18 protein-coding genes are annotated in these 18,510 nt (G+C 64.7%); 11 read left to right on the top strand and 7 right to left on the bottom strand.

Annotated elements, in window-relative coordinates:
- Positions 1-952: 952 nt before the first annotated feature.
- Positions 953-1,699 carry an electron transfer flavoprotein subunit beta/FixA family protein gene (locus AC1MLZ_RS19785; protein WP_480961707.1) on the top strand — a complete coding sequence of 249 codons (747 nt, stop codon included), beginning with the start codon at positions 953-955 and terminating at the stop codon, positions 1,697-1,699.
- The gene (locus tag AC1MLZ_RS19780) at positions 1,696-2,625 is read left to right on the top strand and encodes an electron transfer flavoprotein subunit alpha/FixB family protein (protein WP_480961706.1); all 930 of its coding nucleotides are present in this window, start codon (positions 1,696-1,698) and stop codon (positions 2,623-2,625) included. The genes AC1MLZ_RS19785 and AC1MLZ_RS19780 overlap by 4 nt, the downstream gene beginning before the upstream one ends.
- A gap of 231 nt (positions 2,626-2,856) precedes the next feature.
- Here AC1MLZ_RS19780 and AC1MLZ_RS19775 read toward each other — a convergent pair whose 3' ends face one another.
- From AC1MLZ_RS19775 to AC1MLZ_RS19745, 7 genes are read right to left on the bottom strand one after another with little or no spacing between them, the layout of a single operon-like run.
- A complete protein-coding gene (locus AC1MLZ_RS19775; RefSeq protein ID WP_480961705.1) occupies positions 2,857-3,699 on the bottom strand; it encodes a MaoC/PaaZ C-terminal domain-containing protein in 843 nt (280 codons plus the stop codon).
- Positions 3,696-4,613: an SDR family NAD(P)-dependent oxidoreductase gene (locus AC1MLZ_RS19770; protein WP_480961704.1), complete on the bottom strand. Its 918-nt coding sequence runs from the start codon at positions 4,611-4,613 to the stop codon at positions 3,696-3,698. Before AC1MLZ_RS19770 ends, AC1MLZ_RS19775 begins: the two co-directional genes overlap by 4 nt.
- Before the next feature lies 1 nt (position 4,614).
- Positions 4,615-5,793 carry an acyl-CoA dehydrogenase family protein gene (locus AC1MLZ_RS19765; protein WP_480961703.1) on the bottom strand — a complete coding sequence of 393 codons (1,179 nt, stop codon included), beginning with the start codon at positions 5,791-5,793 and terminating at the stop codon, positions 4,615-4,617.
- Entirely contained in the window at positions 5,790-6,665 is an 876-nt protein-coding gene (locus AC1MLZ_RS19760) for an HpcH/HpaI aldolase/citrate lyase family protein (protein WP_480961702.1), read from the bottom strand. The genes AC1MLZ_RS19765 and AC1MLZ_RS19760 overlap by 4 nt, the downstream gene beginning before the upstream one ends.
- Positions 6,662-7,114: a MaoC family dehydratase gene (locus AC1MLZ_RS19755; RefSeq protein WP_480961701.1), complete on the bottom strand. Its 453-nt coding sequence runs from the start codon at positions 7,112-7,114 to the stop codon at positions 6,662-6,664. Before AC1MLZ_RS19755 ends, AC1MLZ_RS19760 begins: the two co-directional genes overlap by 4 nt.
- Before the next feature lie 11 nt (positions 7,115-7,125).
- Entirely contained in the window at positions 7,126-8,322 is a 1,197-nt protein-coding gene (locus AC1MLZ_RS19750; protein ID WP_480961700.1) for an acetyl-CoA acetyltransferase, read from the bottom strand.
- Position 8,323: 1 nt separating this feature from the next.
- Positions 8,324-9,742, bottom strand: a complete 1,419-nt coding sequence (locus tag AC1MLZ_RS19745) for a hypothetical protein (RefSeq protein WP_480961699.1) — start codon at positions 9,740-9,742, stop codon at positions 8,324-8,326.
- Between the two features lie 197 nt (positions 9,743-9,939).
- Between AC1MLZ_RS19745 and AC1MLZ_RS19740 the strand changes: the two genes are divergently transcribed.
- The 9 genes from AC1MLZ_RS19740 (at position 9,940) to AC1MLZ_RS19700 (ending at position 18,481) form a co-directional block, all read left to right on the top strand.
- Positions 9,940-11,133: an acyl-CoA dehydrogenase family protein gene (locus AC1MLZ_RS19740; protein WP_480961698.1), complete on the top strand. Its 1,194-nt coding sequence runs from the start codon at positions 9,940-9,942 to the stop codon at positions 11,131-11,133.
- A 74-nt stretch (positions 11,134-11,207) separates the two neighbouring features.
- The gene (locus AC1MLZ_RS19735; RefSeq protein ID WP_480961697.1) at positions 11,208-11,669 is read left to right on the top strand and encodes a MarR family winged helix-turn-helix transcriptional regulator; all 462 of its coding nucleotides are present in this window, start codon (positions 11,208-11,210) and stop codon (positions 11,667-11,669) included.
- A gap of 11 nt (positions 11,670-11,680) precedes the next feature.
- Positions 11,681-12,442, top strand: a complete 762-nt coding sequence (locus AC1MLZ_RS19730; RefSeq protein WP_480961696.1) for a glucose 1-dehydrogenase — start codon at positions 11,681-11,683, stop codon at positions 12,440-12,442.
- A gap of 7 nt (positions 12,443-12,449) precedes the next feature.
- Positions 12,450-12,866, top strand: a complete 417-nt coding sequence (locus AC1MLZ_RS19725) for a PaaI family thioesterase (RefSeq protein ID WP_480961695.1) — start codon at positions 12,450-12,452, stop codon at positions 12,864-12,866.
- Positions 12,863-13,657: an enoyl-CoA hydratase-related protein gene (locus AC1MLZ_RS19720; protein ID WP_480961694.1), complete on the top strand. Its 795-nt coding sequence runs from the start codon at positions 12,863-12,865 to the stop codon at positions 13,655-13,657. The genes AC1MLZ_RS19725 and AC1MLZ_RS19720 overlap by 4 nt, the downstream gene beginning before the upstream one ends.
- A gap of 13 nt (positions 13,658-13,670) precedes the next feature.
- A complete protein-coding gene (locus tag AC1MLZ_RS19715) occupies positions 13,671-14,897 on the top strand; it encodes an acetyl-CoA hydrolase/transferase family protein (RefSeq protein WP_480961693.1) in 1,227 nt (408 codons plus the stop codon).
- A 10-nt stretch (positions 14,898-14,907) separates the two neighbouring features.
- On the top strand, positions 14,908-15,831 hold the full coding sequence (gene kce, locus AC1MLZ_RS19710; RefSeq protein WP_480961692.1) for a 3,5-dioxohexanoate:acetyl-CoA acetone transferase: 924 nt from the start codon (positions 14,908-14,910) through the stop codon (positions 15,829-15,831).
- Positions 15,831-17,216: an AMP-binding protein gene (locus AC1MLZ_RS19705; protein ID WP_480961691.1), complete on the top strand. Its 1,386-nt coding sequence runs from the start codon at positions 15,831-15,833 to the stop codon at positions 17,214-17,216. Before kce ends, AC1MLZ_RS19705 begins: the two co-directional genes overlap by 1 nt.
- Positions 17,213-18,481 carry an enoyl-CoA hydratase-related protein gene (locus AC1MLZ_RS19700; RefSeq protein WP_480961690.1) on the top strand — a complete coding sequence of 423 codons (1,269 nt, stop codon included), beginning with the start codon at positions 17,213-17,215 and terminating at the stop codon, positions 18,479-18,481. Before AC1MLZ_RS19705 ends, AC1MLZ_RS19700 begins: the two co-directional genes overlap by 4 nt.
- The last annotated feature ends 29 nt before the right edge of the window (positions 18,482-18,510 follow it).

Genomic DNA, 18,510 nt, shown 5'->3' with positions numbered 1-18,510 from the left:
GCCGACTGCCGACTGCCGACCGCCGAGAGCGCAAGCGCTCGATTGAAGTTTTCACGGCTTATCGATCTGGCCCCGCGCAGCCGAGGCAGATATACCGATCTAAGCTCTGTAGAGCTTCTTCGAGGTTTTGGTCGGGCCCTTGGACCATTTGCGCGCGGTAGGGCTGACGGATCAGTTCAAGTCGAAAGGTGTGGTCTTTCGCGATAGTGGGAGGATCGTCGGCACGGTCGACGCGCATTATGAACCGTGCAGCGGCTCAAAGACGCCGTATTGTAAACTAGCTTATGACCTGATAGCGAGTTTTGAACTGAGCCTGTCCGTCTACGGCCGATCGCAGAAGACATGGGTCGCGACGCCCGATCCAGGAGGTTGGATGAATGAAACGGTGCGGGACGTCGGAAGCGACGGGACCATGCTGCACGGTCACTCTGCATGACCGAGCAAGCAAAGCCGCTGATGCATGTGGCGCGACGATTGTCGACGTTATGTGCCGTTCCGGTCCGACGTCGGTGATATGCTGGACCCGTGCGGAGCGCGTGGCCTGGTCGCGATCGGTCGTGACCACGTACCCGTGGCGGAAGTTGGGGACGAGCGACCAGCTTCAGTCGCCATTCCTGGGCAGCCTCCTGATCGTAAGGCTTTCGTCCGTTGAAACGCGCAGCTTGCATTTTAGGCCAAGCCCGGGAGCCAGAGAACTTCAAACCTCATCGTTCCAAATGGTTCGAGAAGCAGCGAAAAAATTCGACGAACCCCCAAGTGATGCGCAGCTACGTTCCGCAGGAGACGTGTGGCCGTTCCCGGTCTGTCGTGCTCCACCAGACGGATTGCGGAAAACCTTTCGGTCGGTCGCGATATCATCGGTGGGGCGGCAGACCGAGCCAGGTCGAAAATCAATTCGGCGTGCCTTTTTCAATTGCGTGCCGAAGGTACAACAGGAATTTGGAGCAACACTATGAAGGTGCTGGTGCCGGTCAAGCGCGTGCTTGACTACAACGTGAAGCCTCGCGTGAAGGCGGACGGAACGGGCGTCGATCTGGCGAACGTCAAGATGAGCATGAACCCATTCGATGAGATCGCGGTCGAAGAAGCCATCCGTCTGAAGGACAACGGCGTCACCGAGATCGTCGTCGTTTCGATCGGCGAGCAGAAGAGCCAGGAAACGCTCCGCACCGCGCTGGCGATGGGTGCCGACCGTGCGATCCTCGTCGTCAGCGAGACCAAGGTCGAGCCGCTCGGCGTCGCCAAGATCCTCGCCAAGATCGTCGAGGAGGAAAAGCCTGACCTCGTCATCCTCGGCAAGCAGGCGATCGACGACGACAACAACCAGACCGGCCAGATGCTCGCCGGCCTACTGAACTGGGGCCAGGGCACGTTTGCGTCGAAGGTCGAAATTGCTGACGGTTCGGTCAACGTGACGCGCGAAGTCGATGGCGGTGCCGAGACGGACACGCTCAAGCTGCCCGCGATCATCACCACCGATCTTCGCCTCAACGAGCCGCGCTATGCGTCACTGCCCAACATCATGAAGGCGAAGTCGAAGCCGATGGCGCAGAAGATGCCCGCCGATTTTGGCGTCGACGTGACACCGCGCCTCACCACGCTGAAGGTGATCGAACCAGGCAAGCGCTCAGCCGGGATCAAGGTCGCCGATGTCGACGAACTCGTGATGAAACTCGCAGCCATGGGGATTTCAAAGTGAAAACGCTCGTCTGGGTCGAACATGACGGCGCGGTCGTCAAGGATGCCACGCTTTCGGCAGTGACCGCCGCATCGCAGCTCGGTGAAGTCCATCTGCTGGTCGTGGGCCAGGGCGTCAACGGTGTCGCCGCGGCGGCCGCGAAGATTGCTGGCGTTGGCAAGGTGCATGTCGCTGACGACGCGGCGTTCGCGCATGCACTCGCCGAGAACGTTGCCCCGCTGATCGTCGAGCTGATGGGGCATCACGACGCGTTCGTCGCGCCGTCGACGACCCACGGCAAGAACATCGCCCCTCGTGTGGCCGCGTTGCTCGATGTCATGCAGATCAGCGACATCCTGTCGGTCGAGAGTGAAGACACGTTCACGCGGCCGATCTACGCCGGCAACGCGATTGCGACGGTCCAGTCGTCAGACGCGAAGAAGGTCGTCACGGTGCGCGGCACGGCATTCGACAAGGCTGCGACCGAGGGCGGATCGGGCGAGATTGAGGCGGTCGCATCAACCGGTGACAAGGGTCTCTCGACCTTTGCGGGTTCGGAAATCGCGGCGAACACGCGTCCCGAACTGACGAGCGCCAAGATCATCGTCTCGGGCGGCCGCGCGCTTGGATCGGGCGAGAAGTTCCACGAGATGATCGATCCGCTCGCCGACAAGCTCGGCGCCGGCGTCGGCGCGTCTCGCGCCGCGGTCGATGCGGGCTATGCGCCGAACGATTATCAGGTCGGCCAGACGGGCAAGATCGTGGCCCCCGAAGTGTATGTCGCGGTCGGCATCTCGGGTGCGATCCAGCATCTCGCGGGCATGAAAGACTCGAAGGTCATCATCGCGATCAACAAGGACGAGGATGCGCCGATCTTCCAGGTCGCGGACATCGGCCTGGTCGGCGACCTGTTCAAGATTGTGCCCGAACTGACGGAGAAGCTGTAGGCAGATCGTATCGTTCGCGCTGTGCTTCTCAATGTGCCGTGACGCTTGATGTTGGAGGGGGGGTATCGCCGCCCTTCGACATCAACGTTTCATGATGATGCAGGGGTTGCGTAGCTTCGCCGAATAGCCTGAAAGCAACATGACCTTGGGAACTAGATGGCAGTGAGGTGCTGAGGCTGCACCAGAAGGTGAACGCATGGTCGCAGAATGTCTCAAACCCTGCGGGCGTAGTTACCTTAGTTCCAAAAACCCGGAGTCGAGCACGCGACGTGCGCCAGATGATGCGGCGAAGGAATAGCCAGCGGCCATCTGCCACAGTGCGAGGTCGATCGTCTCGCCGGGCATGACGACCCCAGCGAAGCGGCAGGTCAGTCGGAGCAAGTCGGTCGGCGAAGCGCCGACGGCACGACATGCCGCAGCGGCTACCGCACCGTATACGCCGAGGCCATGCATGATCGGTCGCTCGAAGCCGGCGGCGCGTGCCGCTGCGGGATCGATGTGCAGCGGGTTCCAGTCGCCCGACAGGCGATAGATCAGCGCAGCGCGCTCCGAGAGAGCCACGCTCGCGATGTAATTGGGCGCAAGGTCCGGCACCGCGACGCTCGTCCGTTCGGCGGGTGGACCGCCGAAGCCGCCGTCGCCGCGCAGCAACAGCGTCTGGCGCAGCGTGCAATAGACGCGGCCGTCGACCGCGTCGGCGATCGTGCGTTCGACCACGAGTTCGGCGCCGCGGCCCTCACCTCGATCGGTGAGCGAGGCGACTCGAGCCGTCCCCACGATTTCCCCGGTCGCAGGCAGCGGCGCGTGATACGTCGCCGCCTGCGCACTGTGCACGAGCTTTGCGAAATCCACGCCGAAGCGCGGGTCGCGAATCCACATGCCGGGCGACGCCAGCGTCACCGCGAAGCTCGGCAGTACGGACAGACGCGTCTCGTCCAGAAATAGGAGATCGGCTTCGTCCAGCGGGTCGGACCCGAGCCCGACGCCGAGCGCGTAGAGGATCGCATCGCGCGGCTCCCAGCTCTGCCGGACCGCGCCGAAATCATGCGCTAGCAGGGCGGCTGCGTCGATCACACCGGATCCCAGGTGAAGACGTCGCCCGATTTTTGCAGCGGGTAGAAGTCGTTTGCGAACTGGTCGAACACGCGCTCGGCGACGGTCTCGGGTGTCCAGCCATCTGCGGTGTGCGCCGTGCGGATCGGGCGCGGCTGCGAGAAGAGGTATATCTCGTTGTTGCGCACGCCGAAGATCTGGCCCGTCACCTTGGCGCCCGCGTCCGCGCACAAGGCGACGACGAACGGAGCGATCTTTTCGGCGACGAGCTTCTTGAGACCCTCGACGCGCTTCTGCTGCTCGGGCGTCTCGTTCGGGATCGAGCTCACCATCCGCGTCCAGGCGAACGGCGCGACAGCGTTGGAGCGGATGCCGAAGCGCTGCATGTCGATCGCTATCGACTTGGACAGACCTACGATGCCCATTTTGGCAGCGGCGTAGTTGGCCTGGCCAAGGTTCCCGATGAGCCCCGAGGTCGAAGTCATGTGCACGAAGGCGCCCGAACCCTGTTCCTTGAAGAAAGGCGCGGCGGCACGGGACGTGTTGAAGCTGCCCTTGAGGTGGACCGCGAGTACCGCGTCGAAGTCGTCCGGGCTCATTTTGTGGAACAGCACGTCCCGCAGGTTTCCGGCGTTGTTCACGACCGCGTCAATGCGCCCGAAACTGACGACGCCCGCCCTCACCATCGCGCAAGCGCCGGCCCAGTCGGCTACGCTGTCGTGATTGGCCACCGCCTTGCCGCCACCGGCGACGATTTCCGCCACGACCTGTTCGGCGGGTGAACCTTCGTCGGCGCCCTCATCGCCGGTCAGCGAGACGCCAAGATCATTGACGACGACCGCTGCGCCGGCCTTTGCCAGTTCGAGTGCGATGCCGCGCCCGACGCCGCGTCCCGCGCCGGTAACCAGCGCGACCTTGCCTTGCATCATTCCCATATCAGTAACTCTTCGGCAGGCCGAGGACCTTCTCGGCGATGAAGCTCATGATCAGCTGTTCGGTGATCGGTGCGAGGCGGGTGAGCGCGGATTCGCGATAGAGTCGCTCGACATGATATTCCTTGGCGTAGCCGAAGCCGCCATGCGTCGCGACCGCCTGCCAAGCGGCATCGTGGCAGGCCCGCGCGGCGAGGAATTTAGCGCTGTTCGCTTCCGCACCGCACGGCAAACCTTGATCGTAGAGTGCGGCAGCCTTCTGGACCATCAGCCAAGCACTTTCGAGGTACATCCAGCGCTCGGCCAGCGGATGCTGGATGCCCTGGTTCTGGCCGATCGGGCGGTCGAACACGACGCGCTCCTTGGCATAGGCCGTCGCGCGGCGCAGGGCGTCGCGTCCGATGCCGATCGCCTCGGCGCCGATCAGTATTCGCTCGGGATTGAGGCTGTGGAGGATGTAGCCAAAGCCCTTGCCCTCCTCGCCAATGCGATCCTCGTCGGGGATAAACAGACCGTCGATAAAGATGGCATTGGAGTCTACCGCTTTGCGGCCCATCTTCGGGATCAGATGCACGTCGATCTTCGATCGGTCGAGATCGGTGTAGAAGATCGTGATGCCGTCGGTCGGCTTCGCGCAATCCTCGAATTTCGTGGTGCGCGTCAGCAGCATGATCTTGTTGGCGACCTGCGCAGTCGAGGTCCAGACCTTCTGGCCGTTGACGACGTAGCCGCCCGGTACCTTCTGCGCGAAGGTCTTAATGCGCGTGGTGTTGAGCCCTGCATCAGGTTCGGTGAAGCCGAAGCAGCACTGGTCTTCGCCCGACACGAGCCGTGGCACCCAGCGCGCCTTCTGCTCCGGCGTACCCTTCACGACGATCGGGTGCGGACCGAACAGGTTGATGTGGATCGTGGACGCCGCCGCGAACCCGCCACCCGATGCGGCGACCTCGTTCATCATGGTCATCGCCTCCGTCACGCCTAGTCCGGAGCCGCCGTACTCCTCCGGCATGGTGATGCCGAGCCAGCCGGCATCGGCCATCGCACGGTGGAAATCCTTGGGAAATTCGCCGGTGTCGTCGCGATCAAGCCAATATTCGTCGCCGAATGGCTTGCAGACGGCGCGTACGCCTTCGCGAATGGTGTCGAGGTCGTCTTCGGTGGGCAGGGCCCGTGTCTGGTTCATGTTGGGTCTCCGACTGCGGCGAGTGTGCGCTGGGCGGTCTTGAGGTGGGGGATGTCGTACATCTTTCCGTCGATGCCGAGCGTGCCGGCTTGGGGAGATGCGGCGAATGCGGCCACGATCTTCCGCGCGTCGGCCAGTTCCTCGTCGGAGGGGCTGAAGCAGCGGTTGATCGTGGCGACCTGATCGGGGTGGATCGCGATCCGCCCGATGAACCCGTCGCGGCGAGCTTCGCAGCAGGATCGCTCCAGCCCTTCCGCATCGCGGAAGTCGGCGAATAGCGTGTCGATCGGTCCCACTCCTGCGCCTGCGGCGGCGTAGAGGCACTGCGCGCGAGCGACCTGGTAGGGGAAGGTCCAAGCGCCGGCGGCATCCTTGTTGCCGGTCGCGCCGATCGCTGCGCCAAGGTCCTCCGCCCCCCAGGTCAGCCCGACCAGCCGCGGATGCGCGGGCGCATAGCTGCCCAGCGCGAACATCGCCGCTGGGGTCTCGGTCGCGACCACCGCGATCTTGACGGTGCCGACCGGCAGCCCCGCCTTTTGCTCGAGCGCGTCGAGATAGTGGCCGATGCGATCAATGTCGTGCGCGCCGTTGGCCTTCGGGACGAGCACGCCGTCGAGTCCGGGCTTCACCACCGCCGCGAGATCGGCGAGTGTCAGACCGGTGTCGAACGGGTTGACCCGGACGAAGAACGCCCATCCGCGAGGTGCAACGTCGTCGAGCAGCCCCGCGACCATCGTCCGCGCCGCGTCCTTCTGCGAGGGCGCTACGGAGTCCTCCAGGTCGAGGATCAGCACATCGGCACCGACACCTGCCGCCTTGGCGTACTTGCGTTCGCTGTCGCCCGGCACGAAGAGGAGCGAGCGCAGCCTCATGCCGGCTTCGCCAGCATCAGCGCGGCGCGCGTGGTTTTGCAGACGATCTCGTCGCGCTGGTTGAGTCCGACATGCTCAAACGTGACGATGCCCTGGCCCGGGCGCGACTTGGACGGACGCAGGTCCACGACGGTGGTCTGCGAGCGGATCGTGTCGCCCGCGAACACGGGTTTCGGGAACACCGTGTCGGTCATGCCTAAATTGGCGACCGTGGTGCCGAACGTCGTTTCCTGCACGCTCAGTCCGATGACGAGGCCCAATGTGAAGATCGAATTCATCAGCGGTTTGCCAAATTCGGTCTTCGCGCAGTAATCATGGTCGATGTGGATCGCCGCCGGATTATAGGTCAGCGACGAGAACAGCATGTTGTCCATGTCGGTGACGGTGCGGCGGATCTCGTGCGTGAAGACGCGCCCGATGGTGAAATCTTCGAAATACAGCCCTGCCACGTGACGCTTCCTTAGTTAAGACGGCCGAGGATCGAGACAGCGGCGACGCTGTTGAACGGCGAGCCGCCGAGATTGTGGGTCAGCCCGAAATCCATGTTCTGCCGCTGTCTTGCGCCAGCGCGGCCCTCGAGTTGGGTGTAGACCTCGTACGCCATGCGAAGCCCTGACGCGCCGACCGGATGGCCGAAGCATTTGAGGCCACCGTCGATCTGGCAGGGAATGCGGCCGCCGGCGTCGTAGTCGCCGTCGAGAACGTCGAACAGGGCACGACCCTCGTCCGAGAGGCCGAGATCCTCCATCGTCACCAGTTCGGTGATTGAGAAGCAGTCGTGCACCTCCGTCACGGAAAGGTCTGTGCGCGCGTTGATTCCAGCCTCGGCATAAGCGCGCCGCGAGGCGACCTGCGTGTTGCGCACCGACGCGCCGTCCCATTCGCCGTATTGCATCTCCCAGCCGTTGCTAGCCGACAGCTGGATCGCCTTTACCGTGACGGGGTTAGCGCGGCCCAGCGACTTTGCGATCTCTGGCGTGGTGACGATCGCGCAGGCGGCGCCGTCGGACACGCCGCAGCAGTCGAACAGCCCGAGCGGATCGGCGATCATCGGCGCGGCGAGAATCTTTTCCATGTCGATCGGCTTGCGCAGATGCGCCTTGGGGTTGAGCGCGCCGTTCTGGTGGCTCTTCCACGACACATGGCCCATCGCGCGCTTCAGGTCTGCGGCATCGACGCCGTGGCGCGCGGTATAGGCGCCTGCGAGTTGTGCGAAGGTGCCCGGCGACGATCCGTAGGGCATCCACAGGTCGTTCGCGAGGCCCTTGGTCATGGTCGGAAGTCCGCCATAGCCGGTGTCCTTGAGCTTCTCGACGCCGAGCGCGAGCGCGAAGTCGACCGCGCCCGAGGCGACGGCATAGGTCGCGGCGCGCAACGCCTCGGTTCCGGTCGCGCACATGTTCTCGACGCGCGAGACGGGGATCGTCTGGAGCCGGAGCGCGTGCGCGAGCGGCAGCGCGCTGTTGCCGACATTGATGCTGTCGAGCGCATTGCCCATCCACGCAGCCTCGATTTGGCTGCGGTCGATCCCTGCGTCGGCGATCGCCTCTTCGAACGCCTCGACCATCAAGTCGTCGGCACCCTTGTCCCAGCGCTCGCCGAACTGCGTGCAGCCCATGCCGATGATCGCGACGCGATCCTTGATTCCGGTTGCCATGTCAGTTCTCCAGCGAAGGACGTGCTGCCGGCACGGCCTTCCAGAAATAGGTGCGAAACCCCCGTCGCCGATCGACCGACTTGATCCGCAACCGCATCGCCAGTCGATCGCCGACCGCGAAACCCTCGGTGTTCGCGTCGGTCATCTCCATCAGCACGCGCGCGCCGTTGTCGAACTGGACGAGGCCGAACCAGAAGGGCGGGTCCGGCGAATAGTTGAGCCGATCCGCGGTGACCGACGCGACCTTGGCGGGGCAATCGGCAAGACGGACGTCGACGAGCGCCTCGGGCGCGTTGAAGCCGGGCCGGACGGGGATGTTGCTCTTGGGAAACTGGACGTTGCCGGTGCTGTCGCGGCCCCCGACGAAGCCGATCGTGTCTCGCCCGTGGCGCTCGACGACCGTCCCTTGCGCCTTCTGTTCGAATTCGGCGCGCACGCCGAAATCGAGATCGAGGCTGCCGCTCAGCGACAGGAAGCGGACATAATCCTGCGTCGCTAGCCCGTGCGCTAGCATCGCCGCGGCGCCGTCCGCGCCGGGCACCGGGCCGGTCATCTCGAACAGCAGCGCGTCGCAGCCCGACCCGAATCCGGCCACGAGGACGATGTCGCTAGGTTTCGCGACGGCGAAGGCGAGCGCCAGCGCATAGATCGCGTGCGCCGCGCCGAGATCGCCGGCGTTCGCGGTCAGCATCTCGGCCTGGTTGGCGACCGTGATCCCGAGCGGCTTGGCGATGTCGCGCCACATGTTCGCCAGCGGCTCGTGGACGGCGGCGTGCGTCACTGCCGCGCCCTCGATCCCTGCAGCGGCGAGTGCGGCACGGATCGCGGGGACGATGACATGGCCGCCTGCGGTCTCGCGGACGAAGCGCTCCTCATAAACGTACGGCGTCGGCGATTCGCGCGAGGTGTAGCTGTCGAGCAAGTCGTGCGACACGCTGGCATGGCCGATCAGCTTCGCGCCCCCGCTGTCGCCGACGCGGACCGCCGCGCCGCCGTCGCCATAGGACAGCTGTTGCGCGCTGCCGGGTCGGGTCGGGCGCCGCTCGCCCGCCGCGACGATCGCCTCGCCCGAACCGAGCAGCGCATCGAGCAGCGCGCTCACCGCACAGCGCCGCGAGCCCGATACGTCGTTGGTGCGCAGCGTGTCAGGCAGGCCCAGCGCGGACGCGGCGAGCGTCGCTTGCGACCGGTCGAAGAACGGCGCCGAGGTGGAGGCGAACACGAAGCGCTCGGCCGGCGTCAGCGCGCGCGCGGCCTCCACCGCCAGCGTCAGCGCGTCCTCGTCCCAGCCGGCAACGGCACGGCGACCTGCACCGCGCGCGCCCAACCCCGAGAACTTCAGCGCCTTGGCGGCTGCTGCGCGGTCGAGCCGCAGGATCGGCAGGTAGCCGCCGATCTCCGAAATGAATCTGTCCTGCATCCTCGCCTTTTCGCTTATTCTGACGGCGCATTGTTGACAGGAACGCCGCGACTTGTAAACAGGTTCACTATTGGTGAGATCGTGATTTAACGATCCACATCGGAGGGGCCTGTGGACAACACTGAATTCTCTGGAGCTGCTGAGCTCGACCGCATCGCCTCCCTCGGCCGGTTACGGCGTGCACGCGGGAGTGTGATATGATTGAACGTAGCATCTTCACCGAAGAACACGAGATGTGGCGGGAGACCGTCCGCAGGTTCGTGGAGAAGGAGATCGTCCCATTCCATGCGCAGTGGGAGGAGGACGGCATCGTGCCGCGTGAGCTCTGGCTCAAGGCGGGCGAGGCGGGGCTGCTCGGCTGCACCGTGCCGGAGGAGTATGGCGGGCTCGGGCTCGACTATCTGTTCGACGTGGTTGTTTACGAAGAGCTGTGGCGTGTGGGCGCCAGCGGTCCCGGCTTCCTGATCCACACCGATCTAGTCGCGACGTACATCTTGACCTTCGGCAGCGACGAGCAGAAGCGCGAATGGCTGCCGAGAATGGTGCGCGGCGAGGCGATCGGCTCGCTCGGTATGACCGAACCGCACGCGGGCAGTGATCTGAAGGCGGTGCGCACCCGCGCGGTGCGTGATTCGAACGCCGCGACCGGCGACAACGATGCCGACTTCATCGTCAACGGGCAAAAGGTGTTCATCTCGAACGGCCAGATGTGTGATGTGATCGTTCTGGCGACCAAGACCGACAGCGCTGCGGGCGCAAAGGGCGTGTCGCTGTTCCTGGTCGACGCCAAAACCCCCGGCTTCAATCGCGGCAAGAACCTCGATAAGCTGGGAATGAAGGCGCAGGACACGTCGGAGCTGTTCTTCGAGGACATGCGGATCCCCGCTTCCGCTATGCTGGGCGAGGAGGGCAACGGCTTCGCGCTAATGATGACCAAGCTGTCCCAGGAGCGGCTTGCCCAGGCGGTGCGGTCGGCGACGGTAATCGAGGTGATGATCGAGTGGACGGTCGACTACACCGCCGAGCGGATGGCATTCGGCCAGTCGATCGCCGATTTCCAGAACACCCAGTTCGTTCTTGCCGACCTGAAGGCGCGCAGCGTCATGGCGCGCGTCTTTACGGACAAGTGCATCGAGCTGTTCATGGCCGGCAAGCTCGACGCGGTCACGGCGGCGATGGCCAAGATGACTACGGCAGAACTCCACTGCGAGACCGCGGACAAGTGCCTTCAGCTATTTGGCGGCTGGGGCTACATGTGGGAATACCCGATCGCGCGCGCCTATGCCGATGCGCGGATCGTCAAGATCGCCGGGGGATCGATCGAAATAATGAAGACGATCATCTCGCGAGAGATGTTCAAGGGCCGGCTGAAGCCGCGCAAGGCCGCCTGATCGTGAATATGTTGGCGCGGACGCGACCGAATTCCGATACCGGCTGGAGAGATCCAACCGTTGCAGGTGTCCCCGTGCCCAAAGATTTCACGACCAGCGTCCGTCTCGGCTTCCTAATCCACGACGTCTCCCGCCTGCGCAGGGTCGTCATCGATCGCGCGCTGAAGCCCGTGGGCATCACGCGCTCACAGTGGTGGGTGCTTTCGTTCCTCGGACGCCGCGACGGGATGACGCAGACTGCGCTCGCTGCCGACCTCGATCTTACCAAGGTCGCGATCGGTGGCCTGCTCGACCGGATGGAGTCCTCGGGCTTCGTCGAGCGGCGCGCCGACCAGCGCGATGGTCGGATCAAGCGCGTCTATCTTACATCGGCAGGCACGAGGTTTCTCGGCACCATCCGGACGAACATCCAGGAGGTCGAGCAGGAGATCATCGCCGACATCGACGACGGTGCGCTGATCGGGACCGTCGAGACAATGCTTCAGATCAAGAAGACGCTGCGCGCCATGGCGGGCAGCGACGAACTCGAAGACTAAGGAGAATTGCGTTGCGTGGATTAGAAGGCAAGGTGGCGATCGTCACCGGCGGCGGACAGGGTATCGGCCGCGCATTGTCGCTGCGACTGGCCGAGGAGGGCGCGAAAGTCGCAATTTTCGACCTGAAGCCCGAGGCAGGCGAGGAGACCGCTGGGCTTGCGGGCGCGGGCGCTACCATGAAGACCTACGCTCTCGACGTCGGGGATCAAGACGCGGTGAACGCCGCAGTCGACCAGGTCGAAGCCGAACTTGGCCCGATCTGGACGCTGGTCAACAACGCCGGCTGGGATCAGCCCGCGCCGTTCCTTAGCACCGATAAGACGCTGTGGGACAAGATCATCCGCATCAACCTCTACGGGCCGCTCCACACCCATGCCGCTGTCGCGCCCAAGATGGTCGAGCGCCGCGCCGGGCGGATCATCAACATCGCGTCGGATGCCGCCCGGGTCGGCACCAGCAACGAGGCGGTCTATTCGGCGTGCAAGGGGGGGCTAATCAGCTTCACCAAGTCGGTCGCGCGTGAACTCGCGTCGAAGGGCGTGCTGCTCAACGTCGTTTGCCCGGGACCGACCAACACGCCGATGATGGCCAGCGTGCTCGGCGAGGGCGAGCAGGCAGTGAAGTGGAAGGACGCTATGGTCCGCGGCATTCCCTTGAAGCGCATGGGAGAGCCCGAGGACTATGCGGGCATCGTTGCCTTCCTGGCGTCCGACGACGCAAGCTTCATCACCGGCCAGACCTTCTCGGTCGCCGGTGGCATGAACATGATCTGATCAGCCCATGGTTGAAGTCGTGCCCGAACGTTTCGAATTGCTCGATGTAGGATCTGGTTTCGGCGAAGCATTCGGCAAGGTCTATGTAGACCGGACCGAGCATAGGATGGGATTCCGCGTGGCTGAATGTCACACGAACCCATTCGGAGTCTGTCACGGCGGCGCAATGGCGACATTCGCGGACACTCAGCTGATGGCGTATTTCGTCGTGCTCGGCGAGGGGCGAGAGATCATCCCAACCATCAACCTTTCGATCGACTACCTTGCGCCTGCCCCGTTGGGCGGCTGGGTCGAGGCTTCGGTGACGCTGGTCAAGCGGACGCGCACGATGCTCTTCACTCAGGCGATCATGACCGTGGACGGTGAGCCCGTCGCACGCTCAAGCGCCATTTATCGCATACGAGAGAACAGGAGTTTCAAATGATTGACCCGACCACCTTCGAAGACGTGATCTACGAGAAGCGCAACCGCGCCGCCTGGATCATCATCAATCGTCCCAAGCTGTACAACGCGTTTCGGGCTAAGACGATTGAGGAACTGATCGCCGCATTCAAGTTGGCCGCCGATGACAAGGGCGTGTCTTCGGTCGTGCTGACTGGCGCCGGCGACAAGGCGTTCTGCACCGGCGGCGACCAGTCCGCGCACGAGGGGCAGTATGACGGGCGCGGCATCGTCGGCTTGCCGATCGACGAGTTGCAGTCAATTATCCGCGACATTCCCAAGCCGGTGATCGCGCGCGTCAACGGGTTCGCGATCGGCGGCGGCAACGTCTTCGCGACCTTGTGCGACCTGACCATCGCCGCCGACACCGCCAAGATGGGTCAGGTCGGGCCGAAGGTGGGATCGGTTGACGCCGGCTGGGGTACCGCGCTCCTCGCACGCCATGTCGGCGACAAGAAGGCGCGCGAGATCTGGTACCTCAACCAGCAGTATACCGCGCAGGAGGCCATGGAGATGGGCCTCGTCAACAAGGTCGTGCCTGCCGCCGAACTCGACGATGCAGTCAACGCTTGGACGGAAACAATTGGCGAGCGGTCGCCGACCGCGCTTGCGCTCGCGAAGCGCTCGTTCAACGCGGACAGCGAGAATATCCGAGGCATCAGTCAGCTGGCGCTGAACGCGGTCAAGCTGTTCTACGACACTGCGGAGTCGAAGGAGGGCGTGAACGCCTTCACCGAGAAGCGCAAACCCGACTTCCACAAATACGTGAAGTGATCGGATAGAGGTGATGCCGCAGCGCATCGATCCCTGCGACCTCCCCGCCGTCCTGCCGCCCGACGGTTTGACCTTGGTCTCGGCCTGTTCGGCGGAATCCACGATCCTTGCCGATGCGGTGGAGATGGCCGGGGCGGCGTTGGGAGCGATGACGTTCTGCGGCATTTTCGTCGGCGGCCTGAACCGGCGAACCTGGGTGGCAGGACCAGCCTCGCGCGTGCTCACCTTTTTCCTGACGCCCGAGCTGCGGGCCGAAGGAGAGCGAGTGGAGTTCCTGCCGCTCTGCTACCAGGACGTCTTGGTGGAGATCCGGCACCGAAAACCGCAAGCAGCGCTTTTCATGTGCTCGCCACCGGACGAGCACGGGATGTGCAGCTTCGGCACCGAGGTCGCGTTCGTCGCCGAACTATGGCGCGAAATCCCGGTGCGCATCGCGCACATCAATCCTTCGATGCCCCGTACGCCGGGAGATCCGGGCATCGCGTTCGATGCGCTCACTGCCTATGTCGAGGCGGACCAGGCATTGCCGGGGATGTCGGCGGGGGAGCCCGACGCGGTCGCGCGTGCGATCGCCGCACACGTCGCGCCGTTCGTCCGCGACGGCGCAACGGTGCAGACGGGACTCGGCAAAATTCCCGATGCCGTCCTCGGTGCGCTTCGCGGAAGGCGTGACCTCAAGGCGCACACCGGCCTGCTCGGCGACGGCCTGCTGGACCTGGTCGAAGCTGGCGCGGTGGTGGACGCGACGGTCGGAGTTGCGATCGGCAGTGCGCGTCTATACGCATCGCTCGGACATCCGGCGTTTAACTTTGCCCCGGTGTCGATCACGCACAATGCTGACGTACTCGCCCGCATCGGCAATCTCGTTACGATCAACTCGGGAATCGAAGTCGATTTGTTCGGCCAAGTTTATGCCGAATTGACCCCGAAAGGCCTGATGTCCGGCCCCGGCGGCGCGTCTGACTATGCGCGCGGAGCGCGCGGCCACGGCACCCGCATCGTTGCGCTGCCGTCGAGCGCTGGCAAGGGCACCGTCAGCCGGATCGTCGCGCCAGGCAAGGCGGCGGGGCCGGTGTCCCTCGGCCGGATGGACGTCGACGTCGTCGTGACCGAACACGGCGCTGCCGACCTGCGCGGCCGCGGCCATCAAGCGCGCGCCAAGGCGCTGATCGCGATCGCCGCGCCGGCGATGCGCGATGCACTTACTGAACATTGGGCGGCCTACGCCCGCAACCTTTAGGAGATGCCGAATGGCGAAGGTAATCATCAGCTGCGCGATCACCGGATCGATCCACACTCCCTCGATGTCGCCGCACCTGCCCGTCACCGCCACCGAAATTGCCGAGAGCGCACTCGGCGCGGCCGAGGCCGGCGCGGCGATTGTCCACCTGCATGCGCGCAACCCCGAGGATGGCCGACCCGACCAAAGCCCAGAGGCGTTCGAGCCGTTTCTGAAGGTCATCAAGCAATCGTCGGACGTCGTCGTGAATCTCACGACCGGCGGATCGCCTTACATGTCGGTCGAGGAGCGCGTGAAGCCCGCCGAGCACTGGAAGCCGGAAGTCGCGAGCCTGAACATGGGCAGCATGAACTTCGGGCTGTTCCCGATGCTGAAGCGCTACAAGGATTTCAAGCACGAGTGGGAACCGGCGATGCTGGAGGGCAGCCACGATCTGGTCTTCCGCAACAGCTTCAAGGACATCCGCTACGCGCTAGACACGTTGAACGCGACCGGCGCGCGATACGAGTTTGAATGCTACGACACCTCGCACCTGCACAATCTTCACTATTTCTGGACCGAGGGCCTCGTTCAGGCGCCTTTGTTCATCCAGACCTGCTTCGGGCTGCTCGGTGGCATCGGCCCGCATCCGGAAGAGGTGCTGCACATGAAGCGCACCGCTGACCGGCTGTTCGGCGACAACTATCGCTGGTCGGTGCTCGGGGCGGGTGCGAGCCAGATGAAGGTCGCAGCGCAGGCGGCGGCGATGGGCGGGCATGTCCGCGTCGGGCTTGAGGACAATCTGTGGCTAGACAAGGGCGTGCTCGCGCCGAGCAATGCCGCGCAGGTGACGCGGGTGCGGCGGATCATCGAGGGGCTGGGACTGGAAGTCGCGTCGCCGGATGAGGCCCGAGAGATCCTCAGCCTCAAGGGCGGCGACAAGGTTGGCTTCTGATGCAGCCGCTCGCCAATGTTCCCGCGCGCTATCCGCCCAATCGCCTGGCACTCGTCCACGGCGACGCGCGCTGGACGTTCGGCGATCTCGATGCGCGATCGTCGGCGTGGGCGCGCACGCTCGTCGCACGCGGCGTCGTCGCGGATGATCTAGTCGCCTTCTCGCTACCCAATGGGCCCGAGTTCATTGCGCTCGCCTTCGGCATCTACCGCGCCGGGGCGACCCCGGCGCCGATATCGGGCAAGCTGCCCGTGTTCGAGCGCGAGGCCATCCTCGCGGTGATGCAACCCAGCCTGTTCCTGACGCCCGAGGACGTGCTGGTTGCGGACGCGCCATCGATCGCATTCGACCACGTCGCTGCCTCCTGGAAGGCCTGCACGAGCGGTGGCAGCACCGGCACGCCCAAGGTCATTGTTGACGGCCGGCCCGCGGGCTTCCCGGACAGCACCGATTTCATCGGCATTCCTGCCGACGCGATCGTATTGGTTCCGGGGCCGCTCTATCACAACGCCCCCTTCAGCGCCGCTATCTTTGCGCTATGGAAGGGAAGCGCGGTCGTCACGATGGACCGGTTCGACGCTGCAGGTGCGCTAGCGCTGATCGAACGTGAGCATGTCTCCTGGTCAATCATGGTGCCCACGATGCTCCATAGGATATGGACGCTGCCGGCAAACGTGCGCGACGCGCATGACATCTCCGGCTGGCGGATGGTCGTCCATACCGCGGCACCGATGGCAGGCTGGCTGAAACACGCGTGGATTGACTGGCGCGGACCCGACCACATCTGGGAAATCTATGGGGCGACCGAAGGGCTGGTGCGCTGCTGGATCGGCGGCACAGAGTGGCTCGAACGGCCCGGCTCGGTCGGACGACCGATCGGTGGTGCGCGGCTCCGCATTCTTGACGAGGAAGGCAACGAGGTTGGAGCCGGTGGAACCGGCGAGGTGTTCGCGATGCCGCCAGGCGGGCCCCAGTCGAGCTACCGTTATATCGGCGCGGATCGCCGCGCGACTGCCGAAGGCTGGGAGTCGGTCGGTGACTGCGGGCATGTCGATGCCGATGGCTACCTGTTCCTCGCCGACCGCCGCACCGACCTGATCATCCAGGGCGGCGTTAATATCTGGCCAGCCGAGGTCGAGGCGGCGCTGCTGCGGCATCCCCAGGTGCGCTCCTGCGCCGTCTATGGCGAGGAGGACTCCGATCTCGGCCAGCGCGTCCACGCAGTAGTGGAGACCACAGCGCCGATGACGCTGGAGGCGCTGCGTGCGTTCCTCGCCGACTGGCTCGTCCGCGACAAATGGCCGCGCGCGCTGACCCTGCAATCCACGCCGGTGCGCGACGATGCCGGCAAGTTCCGCAAGTTCCAACCGAAAGCCCCCGTATGACCGACGCGCCCACGCTGACCCAATTCCGCCTCGACTTCGCCGACAACGGCTTGGTCCATCTGATCTTCGACTGCCCAGGGCGGACAATGAACGTGTTCTCCGACGCCGCTATCGACGATATCGGCGCGTTTGCGCATTGGCTGACGACCGCAGACGTCTCCGGCGTGCTGATCCGGTCTGGAAAGGCCAACGCGTTCTGCGCTGGCGCCGACCTGAACGAACTCGGCGTAGCTTACGACATGATCATGGCGGCGCCGCCGCAGCGCCGGTTCGACGTCGCGTTCGCGCACTTCTTTCGGTTGAGCACGGCGTTGCGCCTGCTGGAGACCAGCGGCAAGCCGGTGGCGGCGGCGATCGCGGGACTCGCGCTTGGTGGCGGCTGCGAGTTCGCGATGGCGGCGCATTACCGCGTGCTGGTCGACGATCCCAAGATTGCTATGGGGCTGCCCGAGTCGCTCGTCGGTCTGCTGCCCGGCGGCGGAGGAACGCAGCGCCTGCCGCGGCTGGTCGGACTTGAAGCGGCGATGCCGATCCTGCTGGATGGCGCGAAGCTGGCGGGCGACGCGGCCCAAGTGGCCGGGCTGGTCGATGTCGTCGTCGCCGCTGGCGAGGAGATCGCGGCGGCGGAGGCGTGGCTGCTCGGCAATCCGCAGGCGATCCAGCCTTGGGATCGCGACGACCGAGACGTTCCCACGACGGTGGCGATTGGAGCGGGCATCGCCCCGGTTCGCAAGGCGGTCCTCGCAGCGACGCTTGGCCATTATCCGGCACCGCTGGCAATCCTCGATTGCGTCGAATTCGGACTACCACAGGTTTTCGACGGCGCGATCCGGACCGAAATGGCAATCTTCGCCGGACTCATCCAGCGCCCCGAGGCGCGCGACATGATCCAGACGCAGTTTCTCGCGAAGACCGAATATGACCGGCTGAGACGCAAGGACGCGCTGCCCGGTTTTATAGCTGAAGCGGTTCAAGCGGCGCGCGCCGAACTCGCGGGCATCGACGATGCCGAGGCGCTCGCCGCGGCGGGGTTCGGCGGCGCTGGTGCGCCGAAGCGACAACGGACGCACGAGGGCTACTGGATCGAAACTGCCGAAGGCGCTTCCGCTCGCGCTGCAGTTGCACGGATCAGCGCCGCCGTCATGCCGTTCGGGACCGGTCGCTCAGCCGCCGAGCGGCGGCTCATCGACTACGCCATAGTGGCCAGCATCGGCTACCCTGCCTATCTCGGTGGCCCCATCTCATTCGCCGGCGCCCGCGGATGACGAACGGTGCGGATTGCTCGTCAGCGGGG

It is taken from the genome of Sphingomonas sp. PEI4 (assembly GCF_056679955.1).
This window is presented reverse-complemented; position numbering and strand designations above follow the sequence as displayed.